19 protein-coding genes are annotated in these 18682 nt (G+C 35.3%); 3 read left to right on the forward strand and 16 right to left on the reverse strand.

Features of this window, described 5'->3' with window-relative positions:
* Nucleotides 1-11: 11 nt before the first annotated feature.
* Both ACFHWD_RS00185 and ACFHWD_RS00190 read right to left on the reverse strand, forming a co-directional pair.
* Nucleotides 12-1175: an ABC transporter permease subunit gene (locus tag ACFHWD_RS00185; protein ID WP_378059736.1), complete on the reverse strand. Its 1164-nt coding sequence runs from the start codon at nt 1173-1175 to the stop codon at nt 12-14.
* Nucleotides 1168-2097, reverse strand: a complete 930-nt coding sequence (locus ACFHWD_RS00190; protein WP_378059738.1) for an ABC transporter ATP-binding protein — start codon at nt 2095-2097, stop codon at nt 1168-1170. The genes ACFHWD_RS00185 and ACFHWD_RS00190 overlap by 8 nt, the downstream gene beginning before the upstream one ends.
* A gap of 160 nt (nt 2098-2257) precedes the next feature.
* Between ACFHWD_RS00190 and ACFHWD_RS00195 the strand changes: the two genes are divergently transcribed.
* The gene (locus tag ACFHWD_RS00195; protein ID WP_229980389.1) at nt 2258-3406 is read left to right on the forward strand and encodes a pyridoxal phosphate-dependent aminotransferase; all 1149 of its coding nucleotides are present in this window, start codon (nt 2258-2260) and stop codon (nt 3404-3406) included.
* Between the two features lie 122 nt (nt 3407-3528).
* Here the strand turns inward: ACFHWD_RS00195 and dapB are convergent, their stop codons facing one another.
* From dapB to pckA, 5 genes are all read right to left on the reverse strand, one after another.
* Complete coding sequence (dapB, locus tag ACFHWD_RS00200) at nt 3529-4275, reverse strand: 4-hydroxy-tetrahydrodipicolinate reductase (RefSeq protein WP_229980391.1); 747 nt, start codon at nt 4273-4275, stop codon at nt 3529-3531.
* A 143-nt stretch (nt 4276-4418) separates the two neighbouring features.
* Complete coding sequence (gene dapA / locus ACFHWD_RS00205; RefSeq protein WP_229980393.1) at nt 4419-5300, reverse strand: 4-hydroxy-tetrahydrodipicolinate synthase; 882 nt, start codon at nt 5298-5300, stop codon at nt 4419-4421.
* 37 nt (nt 5301-5337) lie between these two features.
* Nucleotides 5338-6333 carry an aspartate-semialdehyde dehydrogenase gene (locus tag ACFHWD_RS00210; protein ID WP_150358329.1) on the reverse strand — a complete coding sequence of 332 codons (996 nt, stop codon included), beginning with the start codon at nt 6331-6333 and terminating at the stop codon, nt 5338-5340.
* 212 nt (nt 6334-6545) lie between these two features.
* Nucleotides 6546-7379 (reverse strand): undecaprenyl-diphosphate phosphatase, encoded by an 834-nt coding sequence (locus tag ACFHWD_RS00215; protein WP_150358328.1) that lies wholly within the window; start codon nt 7377-7379, stop codon nt 6546-6548.
* A gap of 289 nt (nt 7380-7668) precedes the next feature.
* Entirely contained in the window at nt 7669-9255 is a 1587-nt protein-coding gene (pckA, locus tag ACFHWD_RS00220; RefSeq protein ID WP_150358327.1) for a phosphoenolpyruvate carboxykinase (ATP), read from the reverse strand.
* A gap of 347 nt (nt 9256-9602) precedes the next feature.
* Here pckA and ACFHWD_RS00225 point away from each other — a divergent pair, with 347 nt between their 5' ends.
* Together ACFHWD_RS00225 and ACFHWD_RS00230 are read left to right on the forward strand one after the other, a co-directional pair.
* Nucleotides 9603-10952: a MurT ligase domain-containing protein gene (locus ACFHWD_RS00225; protein WP_378059991.1), complete on the forward strand. Its 1350-nt coding sequence runs from the start codon at nt 9603-9605 to the stop codon at nt 10950-10952.
* A gap of 32 nt (nt 10953-10984) precedes the next feature.
* Nucleotides 10985-11725 (forward strand): type 1 glutamine amidotransferase, encoded by a 741-nt coding sequence (locus ACFHWD_RS00230; RefSeq protein ID WP_378059743.1) that lies wholly within the window; start codon nt 10985-10987, stop codon nt 11723-11725.
* 88 nt (nt 11726-11813) lie between these two features.
* Here the strand turns inward: ACFHWD_RS00230 and ACFHWD_RS00235 are convergent, their stop codons facing one another.
* From ACFHWD_RS00235 to ACFHWD_RS00275, 9 genes are all read right to left on the reverse strand, one after another.
* On the reverse strand, nt 11814-12731 hold the full coding sequence (locus ACFHWD_RS00235; RefSeq protein ID WP_378059745.1) for a DMT family transporter: 918 nt from the start codon (nt 12729-12731) through the stop codon (nt 11814-11816).
* A gap of 453 nt (nt 12732-13184) precedes the next feature.
* A complete protein-coding gene (locus tag ACFHWD_RS00240; RefSeq protein WP_378059747.1) occupies nt 13185-14306 on the reverse strand; it encodes a sodium ion-translocating decarboxylase subunit beta in 1122 nt (373 codons plus the stop codon).
* Nucleotides 14293-14454: a hypothetical protein gene (locus ACFHWD_RS00245; protein WP_179977896.1), complete on the reverse strand. Its 162-nt coding sequence runs from the start codon at nt 14452-14454 to the stop codon at nt 14293-14295. Before ACFHWD_RS00245 ends, ACFHWD_RS00240 begins: the two co-directional genes overlap by 14 nt.
* Before the next feature lie 56 nt (nt 14455-14510).
* Nucleotides 14511-14918, reverse strand: coding sequence for a biotin/lipoyl-containing protein (locus tag ACFHWD_RS00250; protein WP_378059749.1), 408 nt, complete (start codon nt 14916-14918; stop codon nt 14511-14513).
* A gap of 12 nt (nt 14919-14930) precedes the next feature.
* Nucleotides 14931-15293, reverse strand: coding sequence for an OadG family transporter subunit (locus tag ACFHWD_RS00255; RefSeq protein ID WP_378059751.1), 363 nt, complete (start codon nt 15291-15293; stop codon nt 14931-14933).
* Between the two features lie 26 nt (nt 15294-15319).
* A complete protein-coding gene (locus ACFHWD_RS00260) occupies nt 15320-16861 on the reverse strand; it encodes an acyl-CoA carboxylase subunit beta (RefSeq protein WP_378059753.1) in 1542 nt (513 codons plus the stop codon).
* 28 nt (nt 16862-16889) lie between these two features.
* Complete coding sequence (gene mce / locus ACFHWD_RS00265; protein WP_150358038.1) at nt 16890-17297, reverse strand: methylmalonyl-CoA epimerase; 408 nt, start codon at nt 17295-17297, stop codon at nt 16890-16892.
* 1 nt (nt 17298) lies between these two features.
* The gene (gene meaB / locus ACFHWD_RS00270) at nt 17299-18255 is read right to left on the reverse strand and encodes a methylmalonyl Co-A mutase-associated GTPase MeaB (RefSeq protein WP_378059756.1); all 957 of its coding nucleotides are present in this window, start codon (nt 18253-18255) and stop codon (nt 17299-17301) included.
* A gap of 17 nt (nt 18256-18272) precedes the next feature.
* A complete protein-coding gene (locus ACFHWD_RS00275; protein WP_378059758.1) occupies nt 18273-18671 on the reverse strand; it encodes a cobalamin B12-binding domain-containing protein in 399 nt (132 codons plus the stop codon).
* Between the last annotated feature and the right edge of the window lie 11 nt (nt 18672-18682).

The raw sequence follows: 18682 nt of genomic DNA on the forward strand, positions 1-18682 counted from the left end.
ACTTTGTATTTTCAATCAAAATCCCTTTTGCCAAAAACATAACTGCTTAAAAACAGCATGACTAGAGTCCATGCTAAACAGGTTATCAATATAAAAGCTACATTTATGGTACTGGTAAGTTGCACAGAAATATCACCACTCAATGTGCTTATTACGTCAACTATATATGGAACAGGCAGAAATTTTACCAAAACCCCGTATTTTGCCGATACAACATATCTGCCTGCAAAACCAAAAAGATACCAGACGGCCGTTCCTCCAATTAACATAAAACTTATAAGAGATGAAATAAGTGAATTTCTGCATAAAACCGATATGAACAGAATTATTGATACAATGGCTATTGAAACAATTATTGCAATCAACACCATTTCAATAATTGCACTCCAGAGGGGAATAATTGATCTGCTTCCATTTACATACCTCATCTGTGAGGTTATTGGACTCAATATGAGAGAGCTGTCAAAAACATACTTTGCACCTACATCAAAAGGCAGCCTTAAATCTGAAATGCCAAGGTGAATTCCACCTTCCAGTATGAATATTAAGGTACTTACAATCAACGTACCTGTACTTAAGATTATGGCAGCAACAAACTTGGACATAATGATTTTCTTCCTTGAAATAGGTTTTGTAACCAAATTCTTAATTGTGTTCGGAGAGTAATCTCCTGACACTATGTCGGACAAGAATACAATGAGAATAAGTAAAAAAAACACCGGTATAAAATACGCCAGAATTTCCATAGCTGAATACATTCCCTTTGGTATAAGCTCATTTTTTTCTATATTATATTTTTTCTCATATTTCAATTGAAGCAGCTTGTATTCATTCTCAGTGTTATTTTCCCTTTCCAATTTTTGAATTCGCTCATCCAATTTTGATTTATCATAATTTTTTATTTCATTGAGCTGCTCTCCTTTATCTCTTATTTCCTTCTGTGTACCCACTATATCTCTGGAAAACTCGGCCTTTTTCAATTCTGAATCGGCTTTATCCCTGCCTATTTTTTGATTGACAAGAAGAGCTTTATATTTTTGAATCTGCACTTCCAATGTATTTGTTTTCAAAGTACTCCACAACCCAAATACAATTGTAACCACAAAAACAACAGCAATCCAAATTTTCTTTTTAATGATTATTCTTTTCAGCTCCTCCCATATATATCTATTCATCACCATTTTCCCCCATCATCTTTATAAATTTATCTTCCAGGTTTTGCTTTACTTCAAAGCAGCCTTCCACAATTATTCCGCTGTCATGTAATCTTTTCAATACCGTAAATAAATCACATGATTCAGTATTTATTAAAATTGAAACTCCATCATTTTTTACTTCCAGCAGTTTTACATCAAATATATTTTTTATAATTTCCGATGCCTTTTCAGATAAATTCGTTTTTATAAACATGTTTTTTGTACTACTGGCTTTGGAATTGCTGCCTATTTTTTCAACGCCCACAATTTTACCCTCATCTATAAAAACAACCTTTGTACATATACTTTCTATTTCACTTAAAATATGTGAAGATATAAGAACACTTACCCCTTTTTCCTCAGCTAAAATCTTTATAGTATTTTTAAGTTCCACAACCCCGATTGGATCCAGCCCATTTGCAGGTTCATCCAATATCAAAAGGGATATGCGGCCCATAAGAACCTGGGCAAGTCCCAGCCTCTGCTTCATTCCCAGAGAATATGTTTTTACCTTTTTATCAATTTTTGAACCTAATTTAGAATATTTTATGACATCTTCTATCTTATCTTTTGTAACGCTTTCCATCATGCCGGCTATATAATTCAAGTTCTGTCTTCCAGTCATATAACCGTAAAACTCCGGTTTCTCCACTATAGCCCCTATATTTTTCAGTGCTTTTTCTCTTTCAGTTTTAAGATCTTTTCCTTCTATTAGAATTTCACCTTCATCCGGGAACAACATACTGGTTATAATTTTGATCAATGTAGTCTTTCCAGCACCATTTTTCCCTACAAGACCGCAGATCTCACCTGCATTTATGGAAAAAGCAATGTCTTTTAAGACTTGTACCTTTCCTCTTTTTTTAAAAACTCCTTTTAACTCCAATACTTTTTGTATCAATGGTATCATTCTCCTCATAATCTATTTACTATGTTCATTTAAAATTGTAAAATATAAAAGTATAATAAAAATATATTAAAGATAAAGAAAAAATAAAGTTTTTTTCAGGGAGTATTAGCAATAATGATACGATAATTCAAAATAGATAGGAAGTGTAAACTTGAACAGCATATCAAGAAATGTACAATCCGTGGAAATTTCAGGTATCAGAAAATTTTACAACAAAGTTATCCAATATCCGGATGCAATATCACTAACTTTAGGACAGCCTGATTTCAATGTACCCGGTAAAATCAAAACAGCTATGATAAAAGCTATTGAAGACAACAAAACTACATATACTTCAAATGCGGGTATCATAGAACTAAGAGAGGAAATATCAAAATATCTTAAGGGATTTCATATAAATTATAGTAAAGATGAGATCTGCATAACCATAGGTGGAAGTGAAGCACTGATGGATGTGTTTGCAGCATTGATAAACAGCGGCGATAAAATACTCATACCAAATCCCGCTTACCCAGCTTACGAAAGCTGTGTAAAAATTTTAGGTGGAAATATAGTCACCTATAATTTAAAAGATGATTTCTCTATAGACTTTGACAATTTGAAAAGAACACTTGAAAATGAAAAGCCCAAGGTAATGGTTTTATCATACCCTTCCAATCCCACTGGTGCCGTTTTGTCTGGAGATGACAATAGGAAACTTTATAATTTGATTAAGAAAAATAAATTGATTGTAATAAGTGATGAGATCTACGCTTCATTAAATTTTGAAAAGGATTATTTTTCCCCGGCTCAATACAATGATATAAAAGATCACATTATATTAGTCAGCGGTTTTTCCAAAATGTTTTCAATGACAGGCCTCAGGATAGGTTATGTATGTGCCCATAAATCATTTATGGATGAAATAATGAAAGTTCATCAGTACAACGTGTCCTGTGCTCCATCCATATCCCAATGGGGAGCCTATACAGGATTAAAAAGCTGTATGAAGGATGTAGATTACATGTGCTCAAAATTTATTGAAAGAAGAGATTACATATATAATAAATTAAAATCTCTGGGATTTGAACTGAATCTACCTAGAGGCGCTTTTTACGTTTTTCCCTCAATAAAAAATTTCAACATGAAAAGTGAAGAATTCTGTGAAAAGCTCTTAAAGGAAGCCAAAGTAGCCGTTGTACCCGGCTCCGCTTTTGGAACAAAAGGCGAAGGGCATATTAGAATATCCTATGCCTACAGCATGGATAAACTTAAAACTTCCATGGGAAAAATAGAAGACTGGATAGCAAGTCATTTTTAGAACCGTCAAGCATTTTTTAGGTTCAGATGGAGTTTGTTATGAGGAATACTCCTTCTCCATCCAAACCTTCTATACAATGAATATATTCAACACCTTTTCAAGTAAAAAGAACTACTTGATCTTTATGAAATTACATCATCCATGGAATAGAATCCGCTCTTTCGACCATACATAAACTCACAGGCTTTTAAGGCCCCTACTGCAAATACTTCTCTTGAAATAGCTGTATGTTTTATCTCTATGGTTTCACCCTGTCCGGCAAATATAACCTCATGCTCTCCTACTATGCTTCCGCATCTCACTGCATGGATACCTATTTCATTATGAGCTCTTTTTCTGATTCCCTCTCTTCCATTTACAAAATTTATATCCTCTGATATGGAATTCTTTATGGTATTTCCCAGTAATAATGCCGTCCCACTTGGGGCATCAACTTTCTGGTTGTGATGCTTTTCTATTATCTCTATATCAAAATTTTTATATAGAAGGACACTTATATCTTTTAATACTTTATTTATCACATTTATACCTATGGACATATTTGCGGATCTAAAGATGGGAATACTATTTGAAGCTTCTTTTATCTTATTTATTTGCTGTTCACTATATCCAGTGGTGCAGAATATTACTCCAATGTTTTTTTTATTTCCATATTCAATAAGCGAATCCAATGCTTCAGGTCTTGAGAAATCTAGTATAACATCCGCATCCACATCACATTCTCCTATATTGTGAAAAACAGGAAATTTATTCTCTGCAGAATTCTTATCCACTCCTGCTACTATGGACACTTCTGAATTCTTTTCTGCCAGACCTGTTATTACCTTCCCCATTTTACCATTACATCCATTCAATATAACCCTCACCATTTATATCTCTCCTTAAAATTATTTATTTTAAAAAATTAAAACCCATTACATACAATTTAACGTGAAAGTAACTTGTCTTTCACGTTAAATTTACGAAATGAAATTTTCTATTTACACAATATTCTCAATAATTCATTCTATTTTTATTTCAAAAGTCCATAATTTTTAAGTTCTGATTTCACGATCTTCAGGTTCTCTTCTGACATACTGCAGAGTGGAAGTCTCAAATGACCTACATTCATTCCCAAAATATTCATAGCTGTCTTTATAGGTATAGGATTTGTCTCTATAAACATAGTATTCATCAATGACAATGCCTTTAACTGCATAGCTGCTGCCTCTTCCACTTTCCCCTCTAAAAATAACTTACACATATCATGCATGTCTTTAGGAATAATGTTGGCAAGTACAGATATAACGCCTATTCCTCCCAGGGAAAGTATAGGTATTGTCTGATCATCGTTTCCTGAATACAGATCTATCTTGTCTCCACACAGTGCTTTTACCTGAGCAATCTGACTTATATTTCCACTGGCCTCCTTAATAGCCTGAATATTTTCTATCTGGCATAATTTTTCCAGTGTTTTAGGTTTTAAATTCAATCCAGTTCTCCCTGGTACATTGTATATAACTATGGGTGTTTTTATACTTGAAGCAACTGCTTTAAAATGTTCCACCAGTCCCTTTTGTGTAGTTTTATTATAGTAAGGCGTAATTACCAAAACTCCATCTACGCCTATACTTTCTGCCCATTTGCTCATATTTACAGCAGTTTCAGTACAGTTACTTCCTGTTCCTGCAATAACTGGGATTCTTCCTTTAACTGTATCTACAGTAAACTTTATAGTATCTTTTCTTTCCTTTTCTGTCATAGTAGAAGCTTCTCCAGTAGTTCCACAAATTATTATGGCATCAGTACCTGACTCAATCTGCCACTTGAGCAATTCCTTCAATTTCTTAAAATCCACTCCACTATCATTAAAAGGAGTAATTATAGCAACTCCCGAGCCTTTAAATAAACTCATAATAACACCTCATCATTAAAATATTTAATAAAATATATTATTTTTCATCTTTAATTATACATTCTGCTATTTGGACAGCATTTGTAGCAGCACCTTTTCTTATATTATCCGCTACAACCCATAGATTGAGTCCTCTGTCCACACTAAAATCTCTCCTTATTCTTCCTACAAACACCTCATCCTTTCCGGCGCAGTCCAAAGGCATAGGATACACTAAATTCTCAACATCATCTTTTAATATTATTCCTTTACAATCTCCGTATAATTGGAATATATCTTCTATGTTGAAATCTTTCTCAAGTTCTACATTTATGCTCTCACTGTGTCCATACACTACTGGCACTCTAGCTGTGGTAGCTGTAATCTTTAAAGTATCATCATGAAGTATTTTTCTAGTTTCATTTATCATCTTCATTTCCTCTTTAGTATAGCCATTGTCCAAAAAAACATCTATATGTGGAAGTATATTTCCCGCTATTGGATAGGGAAATTTCTTAGGCGGATTTCCCTTATAGCCTTCCATAAGATCATTATAGCCACCCATTCCAGCACCAGATACAGCTTGATATGTAGAATATACTATTCTCTTTATGCCATATCTATCATATAAAGGCTTAATTGCCACCACTGCCTGTATTGTAGAACAATTGGGATTGGCAATTATTCCACTATTCCATTTTATATCTTCCGGATTTACTTCTGGAACCACTAAAGGTATCCGTTTATCCATTCTCCAGGCACTGCTGTTATCCACAACTACTGCTCCATATTTTGAAAATACAGGTGCAAATTTAAGACTTACACTTGCTCCTGCTGAAAACAATGCAATATCTATTTTTTTGTTTTTTACATTTTTTTCATCTAACTCTTCTACAACAAAATCCCTATCTTTAAATTTTAGCACTTTTCCACTGGACTTAGCAGAAGCATACAAATACAAATTTTTTATTGGAAAATTTCTTTCTTCCAATACTTGAAGAAATTTTCTTCCTACCATTCCAGTACATCCAACTACAGCCACATTATAATTCATCTCAGTACCCCTCCTAAAAATTTATCAAGTTTCGCCTTATTAAATATTCTACACTAAATTACTGAAATATGTTATAAAAAATAAATATTATTTAGAATTAAAAATAACATAAATCAACTCTCTTACAGGTTATTCGTGCAGCATATGATTCATACATATTTATTAATGAGACAATTTATATCTAACTTTACTTCAAATATATATGCTTAATTTTAAATACTTATAACTTTTGCAAAAGCTAGAACAAGTACTATTATTCCTATAAATATTCTGTATACGGCAAATACTCTCATAGGTTTTCTCTTCAAAAATCCTATGAACTTATCCACAACTACCAGTGCCACTAAAAATGAAATTACAAATCCTATGACAAGTCCAATTATCTGAATGGGGCTCATGGATATTTTAATTTTTATAAGAGACCATCCAGATGCCGCTATCATAGTTGGTATAGCCAGAAAAAAAGAGAATTCCGCTGCAGCTACATTGGTGAGCCCGCTTACCCAGCCTCCAATTATTGTAGATGCAGATCTTGACATTCCAGGCCACAATGACAAGCACTGAAAACATCCAATTTTAAATGCCTGTACAATATTTACATCCTCAATTCTTTTAATACTATTTCCCCTTCTATATTTATTCTCCATATATATCATGAGTACACCCCCAAATACAAGGGCACAGGAAACAGTAATCGGATTAAACAATCTTTCCTGAATAATATCATTAAGAAAGAATCCAGCAGCTGCAGAAGGTATAAAGGCAACCAATATACTGAACCAGAGTCTAAACCCCCATTTACCAGGTGCAAGGTTCTTAAGGGAATTAAATATCTTATTCCAATAAAGTACTACTATAGCCAATATCGCTCCAAGTTGGATTACAATCTCAAAGGTATCTATGTAAACTTTATTATAAGTAGGTGCTTTAAAATTTATTAAATTTCCTACTATTATCATATGTCCTGTAGACGATATGGGAAGAAATTCAGTTATTCCCTCTACTATTCCAATAATAACAGCTTTGATAATAAAGATTATTTCCATACATCATTACTTCCTTTCTTGGCAAATTAATTTATACACCGTATTTTATTTCAACTATATAAATTTAGAGATTTCCTGATAATTATCAAGTATTAACAGATATTTGTCAAGTATTAACAATTGCCATCTATAAATCTACATATCCTCTATTATAATTTTATTAGACATCCATGTCTACTCTTACATTTAACATAACGATTGCATATAAAAAAATTAACCGCCAACAGTAAATTACAATTTACTCCTGGTGGTTAAAATACTATTATAATACGAACAGACTTGTAAAATATTATATATGACTTAAAGATCTGATTTTTGGTCCAGCATTGATTATATTTTGTGAAATTCCATCAAATCTTTTAAAATTATTATAGAACTTTACAGATAATTCCTGTGCTTTGGAATCATAGGCTTTTTTATCTTCCCACATATTCCTTGGATTCAATATTTTATCTGGAACCCCAGGACATTGTGTAGGCATCATCACCTTAAACACAGGATGTTCTATAAAATTCACATTTCTAAGCTTACCCTCCAGAGCTGCTCTTACCATCGCCCTCGTATATGGCAGATCTATTCTGTTTCCAACTCCATATCCGCCACCTATCCAGCCTGTGTTCACCAAATACACTTCTGCATCATATTTATCTATTTTTTCACCTAGCAATTTAGCATAAACTATGGGATTCATCAACATAAAGGGTTCTCCAAAGCATGCTGAAAATGTTGTTTCAGGATCAGTTATACCTCTTTCCGTTCCCGATACTTTGCTGGTATAACCTGACATAAAATGATACATAGCTGCTTCCTTAGATAATTTGGATATAGGAGGCATTACTCCATAAGCATCTGCAGTTAAGAATATTACAGTCTGCGGATTTCCCCCCACTCCGCTTTCCTCTATATTGTCTATATATTCAACAGGATATGCTGCTCGTGTATTTTCCGTATATCTATTGTCATTATAATCAGGAACTCTATATTCATCTGTCACTACATTTTCAAGAACAGTACCAAATTTTATGGCCTCATATATCTCATGTTCTTTTTGTCTATCAAGCCTTATAGTTTTGGCATAACATCCACCTTCAAAATTAAATACACCCTTATCGCACCATCCATGTTCATCGTCACCAATTAATTTTCTCTGACCATCTGCAGATAATGTGGTCTTTCCAGTTCCCGAAAGTCCGAAGAATAAAGAAGTTTTCCCATCTCCACCTACATTTGCCGAACAATGCATAGGCATGACTCCTTTTTGGGGTAATAGAAAATTCATTACCGAAAATACAGATTTTTTTATTTCACCGCAATAATGAGTTCCACCTATCAATATAATTTTTCTATCAAAATTGATAAGTATGAATGCTTCTGAATTAATTCCATCCTTTATACCCTCACCTTTAAATCCAGGTGCAGCTATAACATTGAATTCCGGCTGAAAGTTTTTTAGCTTATCAGGGCTCGGCCTTCTAAACATGTTGGTGCTGAATAACGCCTGTGATGCATTTTCACATATAACTTTTATAGGCATAGAATATTCCTCTAATGCCCCCACAAATCCATCAAATACAAATATATCTTTTCCCTTTAAATAATCTAGAACCTTTTCATATAATTTATCAAATACTTTCTCCTCTACAGGCAAATTTGAGTTTCCCCAGTTTATTTTGTCTTCTATACTTTTCTGTTTAACTATGAATCTATCCTTAGGAGATCTGCCTGTATATTTTCCCGTGTTAATTACCAATGCCCCCTTGTCGGATAAAAGCCCTTCACCTCTTTTAATTGAAAACTCTACCAACTGAGCCGGTGATAAATTTCTATACACATTTTTATATCCCTCAATATTCAAATATGTCAAGTCACCATTCATGTTCCTTCCCCCCAAACAATCTTATAATTATATATTATACTATTTATAGAAAAATGCAACAAAAAAATTATTAATTTTTTATTATCTATGGTTTTTGGATTAATGCTTGCAATAACATATTCTTCATTTATAATTAAATATTATTATGCTATTCTACTTTTATATATGATATATTATATCATGAATAATAAATTTCTTATTTGTGAATTATAAGCTTCTATTTTCTAATATTTCTATCTTTTATATATAATTTATAAACCATTTTTTTTATTTTTATAATGTAAAAACCACTGTATTGTATTATAATATTTAGGAGTTAATTTGTATCAAGGAAGGTGGTGTGAAAAATTAATATAAAGTCTTTTTTTAGCATTGTTATTTCCAAAGCTATAATAAAATTATCAAAAATTTTATTTAAAGGTGGAAGTAATTTTCCTGGAAAAGTAGCATTAAAATTAGATAAAAACATCTTAAAAGTCATATGCAAGAATTACAAAGTTATACTTATAACCGGTACAAATGGGAAAACCACTACTACAAGTATGATATACAACATATTAAAAGATGCTGGCAAGCGTGTGATAACCAATAGTACAGGAGCTAATATGATAACTGGAATAGTTTCTTGCTTTGTAGAAAATTATTCATTTAAAAAATGTTGTGAAACAAGTTATGCGGTTATAGAATGTGATGAAGCAAATGTATCTTTTTTTACTGACTATATAACTCCAGAGATTATAGCTGTTACCAATTTATTTAGAGATCAGCTGGATAGATATGGAGAAGTTTATACTACTTTGAACAAAATTCTTCAGGGTATTAAAAAAGCCCCTCTTTCAAATTTAGTCTTAAACGGTGATGAATCACTGCTTGGGGATTTGAACTTGCCTAACAGAACTATTTATTATGGATTTAACTGTTCCCCCACGGGGAGCAGAAAAGTAGACGTCAATGCTGATGCTAAGTTCTGTAAGAAGTGCAAGAGCCCCTATGAATATAATTTTATCACATACAGCCATTTAGGTGATTATTATTGTAAAAACTGCGGCTATAAAAGACCTAACTTAGACTACATCCTAGAGAAGATAGAAATTCAAACCCCGGAGAAATCCTTAGTAGTGATAAATGGTGAAAAGTACTACATAAATCAACCAGGCGTATATAATATATATAATGCCCTATGTGCCTACTCTGTAACTAGGATTTGTGGAATATCCACTTCTCATATATATAATTCATTTAAAGAACAGCAAAGTGCTTTTGGAAGACAGGAAAGCATAAACATAGGTACTAAAGAAGTAAAAATAATTTTGGTGAAAAATCCTGCTGGTTATGATCAGGCTATAAATACCATCAGTCTCGACAATAATACTTTTAATTTAGCGGTACTTTTAAATGATAATTACGCTGATGGAAGAGATGTATCCTGGATATGGGATGTAAATTTTGAAAAATTGTCTTCTCTCAATATAGATAAAATAATGATATCGGGCATAAGACTCTATGATATGGCTGTTAGATTAAAAATTGCAGGACTGCCTGAAAAAAATTTTGTAATTTGTAAAACTTATGAAAAATTAGTTGAGGAAATAAAAAGCTGCAAATCAGATACTGTGTACATATTGGCTACTTATACAGCTATGATAGATTTAAGAAAATTTCTCAATTCTAAGGGCTATATTAAAAAGTTATGGTGATTTATTTAAACCAATGGGAGGTGTAGTATAAAATGGAACTTAACATATGCCATTTGTATCCCGATCTGTTAAATGTATATGGTGACTTGGGAAATATTCGTATTCTAAAATACAGAGCTCAGCAGAGAGGACTATCTGTAAATATATTCAACGTGTCTCTAGGCGATACCTTTGATGATTCCATTTACGACATAACTTTCTTCGGCGGCGGACAGGATTATGAACAGTCTATTGTATCAGAGGATTTAATTCAAAATAAAAAAGATGGCATAGTAAAATACATTAAAAGCGGAAAAGTATTCTTATCGATTTGCGGTGGTTATCAACTTTTAGGCAAATATTACTGTACTCCAGATGGCGAAAAACTTCCCGGTCTTGACGTGTTAAATATATATACAGAAGGTGGAAATAAAAGATTCATCGGGAATACTGTAATATACAATAAAAAGTTTAATGAAACCTATGTGGGGTTTGAAAATCATTCTGGAAGAACTTATATAAATGATCTGGAACCTTTTGGGAAAGTGATCGTGGGATATGGAAACAATGGAGAAGACGGCTTGGAAGGGTGCGTTTACAAAAATTGCCTATGCACTTATTTTCACGGCTCCCTGCTTTCCAAAAATCCTGAATTAGCAGATAGGCTTATATACACAGCTCTTTCACAAAAATATAAAAATGTAGAATTAGAGCCTTTAAATGATAAATTTGAAATAGCTGCTAGAAATTTCATAATAAAACGTGAAACTAAAAATAAGAAAGATCTTATTTAAAAAATAAGATCTTTCTTATTTTATATTTAGAGTCACCTGATTATTGATTACAATAATCTTCGCTGCTCTTTTTAGCTAAAATCATCATCTAAACTTTTTGGGTTGAACTGCCGCTTTCCTTTTTACTGGAGCTAATTTTAAAATAAGAACCAGCAATTATACATATTATACCTATGACCATATTCGTCTTTATACTTTCACCTAGTATAAGTATGGCAAAAATAGTGGCAAGTGCAGGTTTTATTAAAAATACCATAGATGCAGTTATAGCTGATGTCTCCCTTATTGCACCCATATAGCATATATAGCCAATTGCTTTTATGAAAATACCCATATACAATAGCACCAGTATATTCTGCAGTGTTATTCCTGAAAAAATTGGTCTGCCGGTTGCTATGAGAATAATCAACAGTGCCAGCACTCCAAAACTAAAGCCAAAGAAATTGGAAACATATCCTCCGTATATGGCAACCCTCTTTTTGCTGTATACCGTGTAGAAAGACCAGCTCACCGCAGAGCCAAGTGCAAAGAGCATACCTATGATATCCCTGGGATTTCCAATGCCGTTTATGATTTCTGATGGGTTGAGTATTATAACAGCTCCAACCAGGGACACTAGCATGGATATGAAGGTTCCTTTTGTGATCTTTTCCTTTAACATGAAATATGCAAATGGTATTGAAAATACCGCATTCAGGCAATACAGAACTGCCGCAGTAGATGCTTTGGTATAAGTAACTGCAAACTGAAGCAGTACCATAGATACGGTAACTGCAGATATACCACAGATAGCAAAATACCTTAGATCATCAGCTTTTATCTTCAATTTTTTAGCTTTAATATCTTTGGTAGCTAGAGGACACAGTATTATTGCACCTATCAAGAAGGCAATGAACATAACCTGAAATGGATCCATGTTGCCTAACTGTGCGAGAATTCTTCCTGCAACTTCAGCCGTACTGTAGAAAATGGCAGTTAAAATAATAAATATATATCCTTTTTTCACTTTTAATCCCTCCCCAAATATATTGGTAATAACCCTGTTTCCGTTAATCTAATCCCGCATTGTGAATACTATATGCTTCATGAAAATTGACAGTTATCGCAATTTAATATCATGAATATTCTTACTACTTTGGTTATTTAATTACAGAATCATCGCTGTCAATTTTTATCATTACATAATTTATAATTGTAATAAACGTATTTCAGCAGTTGCTGAGAAATTTAGCATTATATTGTTAAAACGGTTTCTGCAAAGTCTGAATTACCATTTGATAAAGAATCTGTTATAATATAGATGTGTGTGTAACTGTAAATTTTTTAGAAGTTATGATTTTACATTTTAAAAATCACGTTCTGTTAACATCTTACTATTTACCTAATGTTTATAAATATAATTTTAATTGAAACCCGTACTATATTTTATATTTAATAAGTACGGGTACTAATATAAATTTTAATGGGGAATCAAAGTTATAAGTATTCCACCCGCTATGGCAGTTCCAAATACACCGGCCAGGTTGGGACCCATTGCATGCATTATGAGGAAATTATATTTATTTTCCTGCAGTGCCACATTGTGTGAAACTCTGGCTGCAATTGGAACTGAAGCTATACCTGCAGAGCCAACAAGAGGATTTATCTTTCCATGTGACAGTCTGCACAGGATCTTTCCTCCCCAGATACCTCCTGCAGTACCTGTCATAAAAGCTATAAGTCCAAGTACTATTATCTCAAGTGTCTTAACTGTAAGAAAAGTATCTGCTCCCATTCTTGAACCTATAGACAATGTCAGCATTATGGTAATTATATTCATAAATGAATTGCTGGCAGTTTTGGCAAGTCTGTCTACAACTCCACATTCCTTAAATAAATTTCCAAGCATCAGCATGGTTATAAGTGGTGCAATCGGAGGAAGCAATAAATCAATTATTACTGTTATAAGTATCGGGAAACAAATCTTTTCCCTTTTAGTTACTGCTCTTGACTGCTTCATCATTATATTTCTTTCCTCATGAGTTGTGAGCCATTTCATAATTGGCGGCTGTATAAGGGGCATAAGTGCCATATAAGAATAGGCTGCTACAGAAATCTGTGCCATCAGGTGAGGCGCCAGTGTCTGCGTAACATATATGGCCATGGGGCCGTCTGCTCCGCCTATTATTCCTATAGCACCTGATTCAGCCAATGTAAAGTTGAGTACTTTAGCTCCAATGATTGCTATAAATATTCCCACATGGGCAAATGCACCCAGTACCATGAGACTCGGGTTTGCAATCATGGGCCCAAAATCCGTCATGGCACCCACCCCAAGAAATATCAAAGGTGGAAAAACAACCTTTTGAACTCCTAAGTAAAAATAACTGAAAAGTCCTCCCGGTTTAATAAGTTCATTGCCAGGTATATTTGCAACTATGCATCCAAAGCCTATTCCCACAAGTAAAAAAGGTTCATATTTTTTAACTATGGCAAGGTAAATAAACACTATGCCCAGAATAATCAAAAATATATTTCCAATCGATAAGTTTATCAAAGACGTTGAATGCCACATCGAATTAAGTGCATTAAGTATTATCATGTTTTTCCCTCCCATGAGATTTCAAATGAATTTTATTGACCATTGGGAGTAATCTTAAAATCAAACCTATAACATACAGGAAAAAAAGCAGCAGTATCATATCTATTATGGAAATAAGAACTGCACCTGAAACAGAATCCGCTATCATCTTTCTACCTCCCTACTTCAAATTTAAACTATAATCAGATATTGCCAATAAAGGTGCTATTTCAATACTGCCAGAGTATCTCCTGTATTTACCGAGGTTCCTTTTGAAACTACTATCTGCGCTACAGTTCCACCTTTTGAAGCCCTTATCTCATTCTGCATTTTCATGGCTTCCAGTATAAAGAGGACATCATCCTTTTTAACTGTGTCCCCTTCTTTTATCTTTACATCCAGCACTGTTCCCGGCATAGGGCTTGTAACTGTCTCCCCGCCGCTTACTACTGACGGGGTTTTTTTCGCAGGTGCGGCCTTTTCAGGTGCCGGTGCTGCTTTTGGTGCTGGTGCTGCTTTTGGTGCAGATGCCGGTGCTGCTGGTGCCTGATAAGTGCTGGACGAACTTTCAGTTATCTCATCTACTTCAACTTCATATGATTTTCCATTCACAGTAATGTTAAATTTTCTCATAATTCATTCTCCTTACAAATTAGTCCCTTCATTTATTTTAGACATCTTGTTGCGATTAAATGCCTTCATCTGTTCCCGACGCCCTGCAGTAGTCCAGGGTGAAGCTGCTGGTGCTGTTCTTTTTATAGTTCTTATAAGTACGCGGGAAGTTGAGACTCCCATAACTGCTGCAGCTGCAGCAGTTATGACAGCTACCAGCTCTTCTTCGTCTTCCCCGTCATTCTCTTCTTTTACTAAGACTCTCTGTTTTTTAAATTCAGCTGTATTCTTGATTTCAGCATTGTTGTCTTCTGACGGCTTATAGGGCGGGGGAGTTAACTTAAACAACAGCATCATACAAGCAACTGCAGCTATTAGAATCAATAAATCAGACATACAAAACCTCCTCTGCATACCTCTTTTTACACAGGTATATTGCCATGTTTTTTTGGAGGGTTGCTTTCCCTCTTCTCCTTTAACATTTCAAAGGCTGCTGCCAGCCTCTGCCTGGACTCTGACGGTACTATTATATCATCCACATATCCCCTCTTTGCCGCCATATAGGGATTTGCAAAATCATCCTTGTATTCCTGCACTCTCGCACGCCTTTCGGCTTCTGGATCTGCTGCAGCTTTGATCTGCTTTTTAAATACAATATTTGCTGCACCATCAGGTCCCATTACGGCTATTTCTGCTGATGGCCAAGCATACACTACATCCGCTCCCAGATCCCTGCTGCACATCGCCAGATATGAGCCTCCATAAGCTTTCCTGACAATCATGGTTACCTTGGGAACAGTGGCTTCAGAATATGCATAGAGCAATTTGGCCCCATGTCTTATTATTCCACCGTGCTCCTGGTTTTTGCCGGGCAGGAACCCAGGTACATCAACTATATTCAAAAGTGGAATATTGAAAGCATCACAAGTTCTTATAAATCTAGCTGCCTTATCTGAAGCATTTATATCAAGGCATCCTGCCAGTACTTTAGGCTGATTGGCTATTATCCCTATGCTTTTTCCATTCATTCTTCCAAAACCTATTATAATATTCTGGGCATATCTTTCCTGTATTTCAAAAAAGCTGTTTCCGTCAACTACCCTGTTTATTATATCCTTCATGTCATAAGGCTTATTGGGATTGTCAGGAATTATAGAATCAAGTTCAGGAATAATTCTGTTTAAATCATCCTCTGACTGAAATTCCGGAGCACTTTCCATATTATTTGAAGGCAAATAGGACAGTAGTTTTTTTACCTGATCCAGAGAAGTTTTTTCATCCGCAGCCTCAAAATGTGCAACTCCCGACTTTGTGCTGTGAGTTCCTGCACCGCCCAATTCCTCTACGGTCACATCTTCTCCTGTAACTGTCTTTAAAACCTTTGGACCTGTTATGAACATCTGACTGGTATTGTCAACCATGAATATAAAATCTGTAAGTGCTGGTGAATACACTGCCCCACCGGCACAAGGCCCCATTATCATGGATATCTGTGGTATTACACCTGACGCCTTTGTATTCCTGTAGAATATTCCACCATATCCTGCCAGTGCATCTACTCCCTCCTGAATCCTTGCTCCACCTGAATCGTTTATTCCTATTACAGGTGCTCCTGTCTTCACAGCAAGATCCATTATGTCGCATATCTTTTTAGCATGCATTTCTCCAAGCGCCCCGCCTGTGGAAGTAAAGTCCTGTGCATATACATAAACAAGCCTTCCATCTATGGTGCCGTATCCAGTTACCACGCCTTCATCAGGTATTTCAACCTTTTCCATTCCAAAATTAGTACACCTGTGGCTTACAAATACTCCCACCTCGACAAAACTGCCTTCATCCAGCAGATATTTTATTCTCTCCCTGGCAAACATCTTTCCCTTTTTATGCTGTTTGTCGATTCTGGCCTGGCCTCCGCCTTTTTCAATTTTTTTCTTATCCTCTATAAGTTTGTCAATCTTGCTCATATTCCTCTCTCCTTAATAGACAAAATTATTATTTCTGGCAGAGTTCCAAAAGTACACCATTTGTACTCTTTGGATGCACGAAGGCAATTTTTGCACCGCCTGCACCATCTCTGGGCTTTTCATCTATGAGTCTCATGCCCTGTTTTTTGAGCTCTTCCAGAGCTGCCTCCACATCATCCACTCTGACTGCAATATGCTGTATTCCCTCTCTCTTTTTTGCAATAAACTTTGCTATGGGACTGTCGTCGCTCGTAGGTTCCAGAAGCTCAAACTCACTCTCTCCAATAGGTACAAAGGCTGTTATTACTTTCTGAGATTTTACTTCCTCGGTTCCCTTGCATTTAAGTCCCAGAACACCCTCATAAAATTTCAAGGATTCCTCAATGCTCTTTACGGCAATTCCAACATGGTCTATTTTTTTCAAATCAATACTCATGTCATTCTTCATCTCCCATTTTAAAATTTTTATATAGTGTATCGGATGCAGTGTAAGGATCAATCTTTTTATTAAAGACGTCCTCCACAAGTCTTTTCAGCATGCCCGTTTTATAATCCAGTTTTAAAGCGGATCTTACCAGGTTGTTTTTCAATATAGAAATTATCTTGTCTTTTAATTTTGACTTTCTTCTCTCTTCCAGTACTCCCTCCGACGCCATACTGTCATAACATTCATTTATAGCTGAAAGCAATCTGTCAATTCCAGTATTGTCTTTTGCAGTTATGTTCAGTACTGGAGGCAGCTTCTCCCCTTTGTCATTGAAGCTCAGCATGGCCTCTATCTCTGCTGCTGTACGCTGAGCCCCCTCCTTATCCGACTTGTTGACTGCAAATATATCTCCTATTTCCATTATTCCTGCTTTCATTGTCTGTATGTCGTCTCCCAGACCTGGAACCATTACCATAACTACGACATCGGCTACTTTGACTATATCCACTTCAGACTGCCCTACACCGACAGTTTCAATAAATATATAGTCCATACCAAAAATATCCAGAATATTTACAGTTCCATATACAGCGTCGGAAAGTCCTCCCAGAGCACCTCTTGTACCCATGCTTCTTATAAATACCCCTTCATCGGTATTGAGATCATTCATTCTGACCCTGTCTCCAAGTATCGCTCCATGTGAAAAAGGGCTCGTAGGATCAACAGCTATGACCCCTACTTTTTTACCCTGTTTCCTGATAAGTTTTGCTATCTGATCTGTCACGGTACTCTTGCCAGCTCCTGGAGGGCCGGTTATTCCTATTACCCTGGCCTTCCCGGTTAGATGGTATAGATCTTTCATGAGTTCAAGAGATCTGGTGTCTTCATTTTCCATCATGGTTATTAATTTTGCAGCAGCTCTTTTTTTGCCGCCCATAATGCCCCTTTTAATATCTTCAATATCCATCATACTCACCCTTTAGCTTAGTTCAACTCAACATTTTTTCTAATAAAATCGACTGTGTCGGAGGTCTTTGTCCCCGGTGTAAAGATGGCTTTTACTCCTGCCTTCTTCAGCCCCGGTATATCCTCTTCAGGTATGACTCCACCTCCTATGACAAGAACATCTTCCGCACCCTTTTCCTTGAGCAGGTTTACTACCTTGGGAAACAGAGTATTATGTGCCCCAGACAGTATGCTCATTGCAACACAGTCCACATCTTCCTGTACTGCTGCTTCTGCAATCTGGTTTGGCGTCTGCCTGAGTCCCGTATATATAACCTCCATTCCGGCATCTCTCAGTGCCCTTGCTATTACTTTAGCTCCCCTGTCATGTCCGTCTAACCCCGGTTTTGCCACTAGAACTCTTATTGGTCTATCCATATCTAAAATCT

Origin of the sequence: Clostridium sp. MT-14 (assembly GCF_042436595.1) — a bacterium.
Lineage (GTDB): Bacteria > Bacillota > Clostridia > Clostridiales > Clostridiaceae > Clostridium_B > Clostridium_B aromativorans.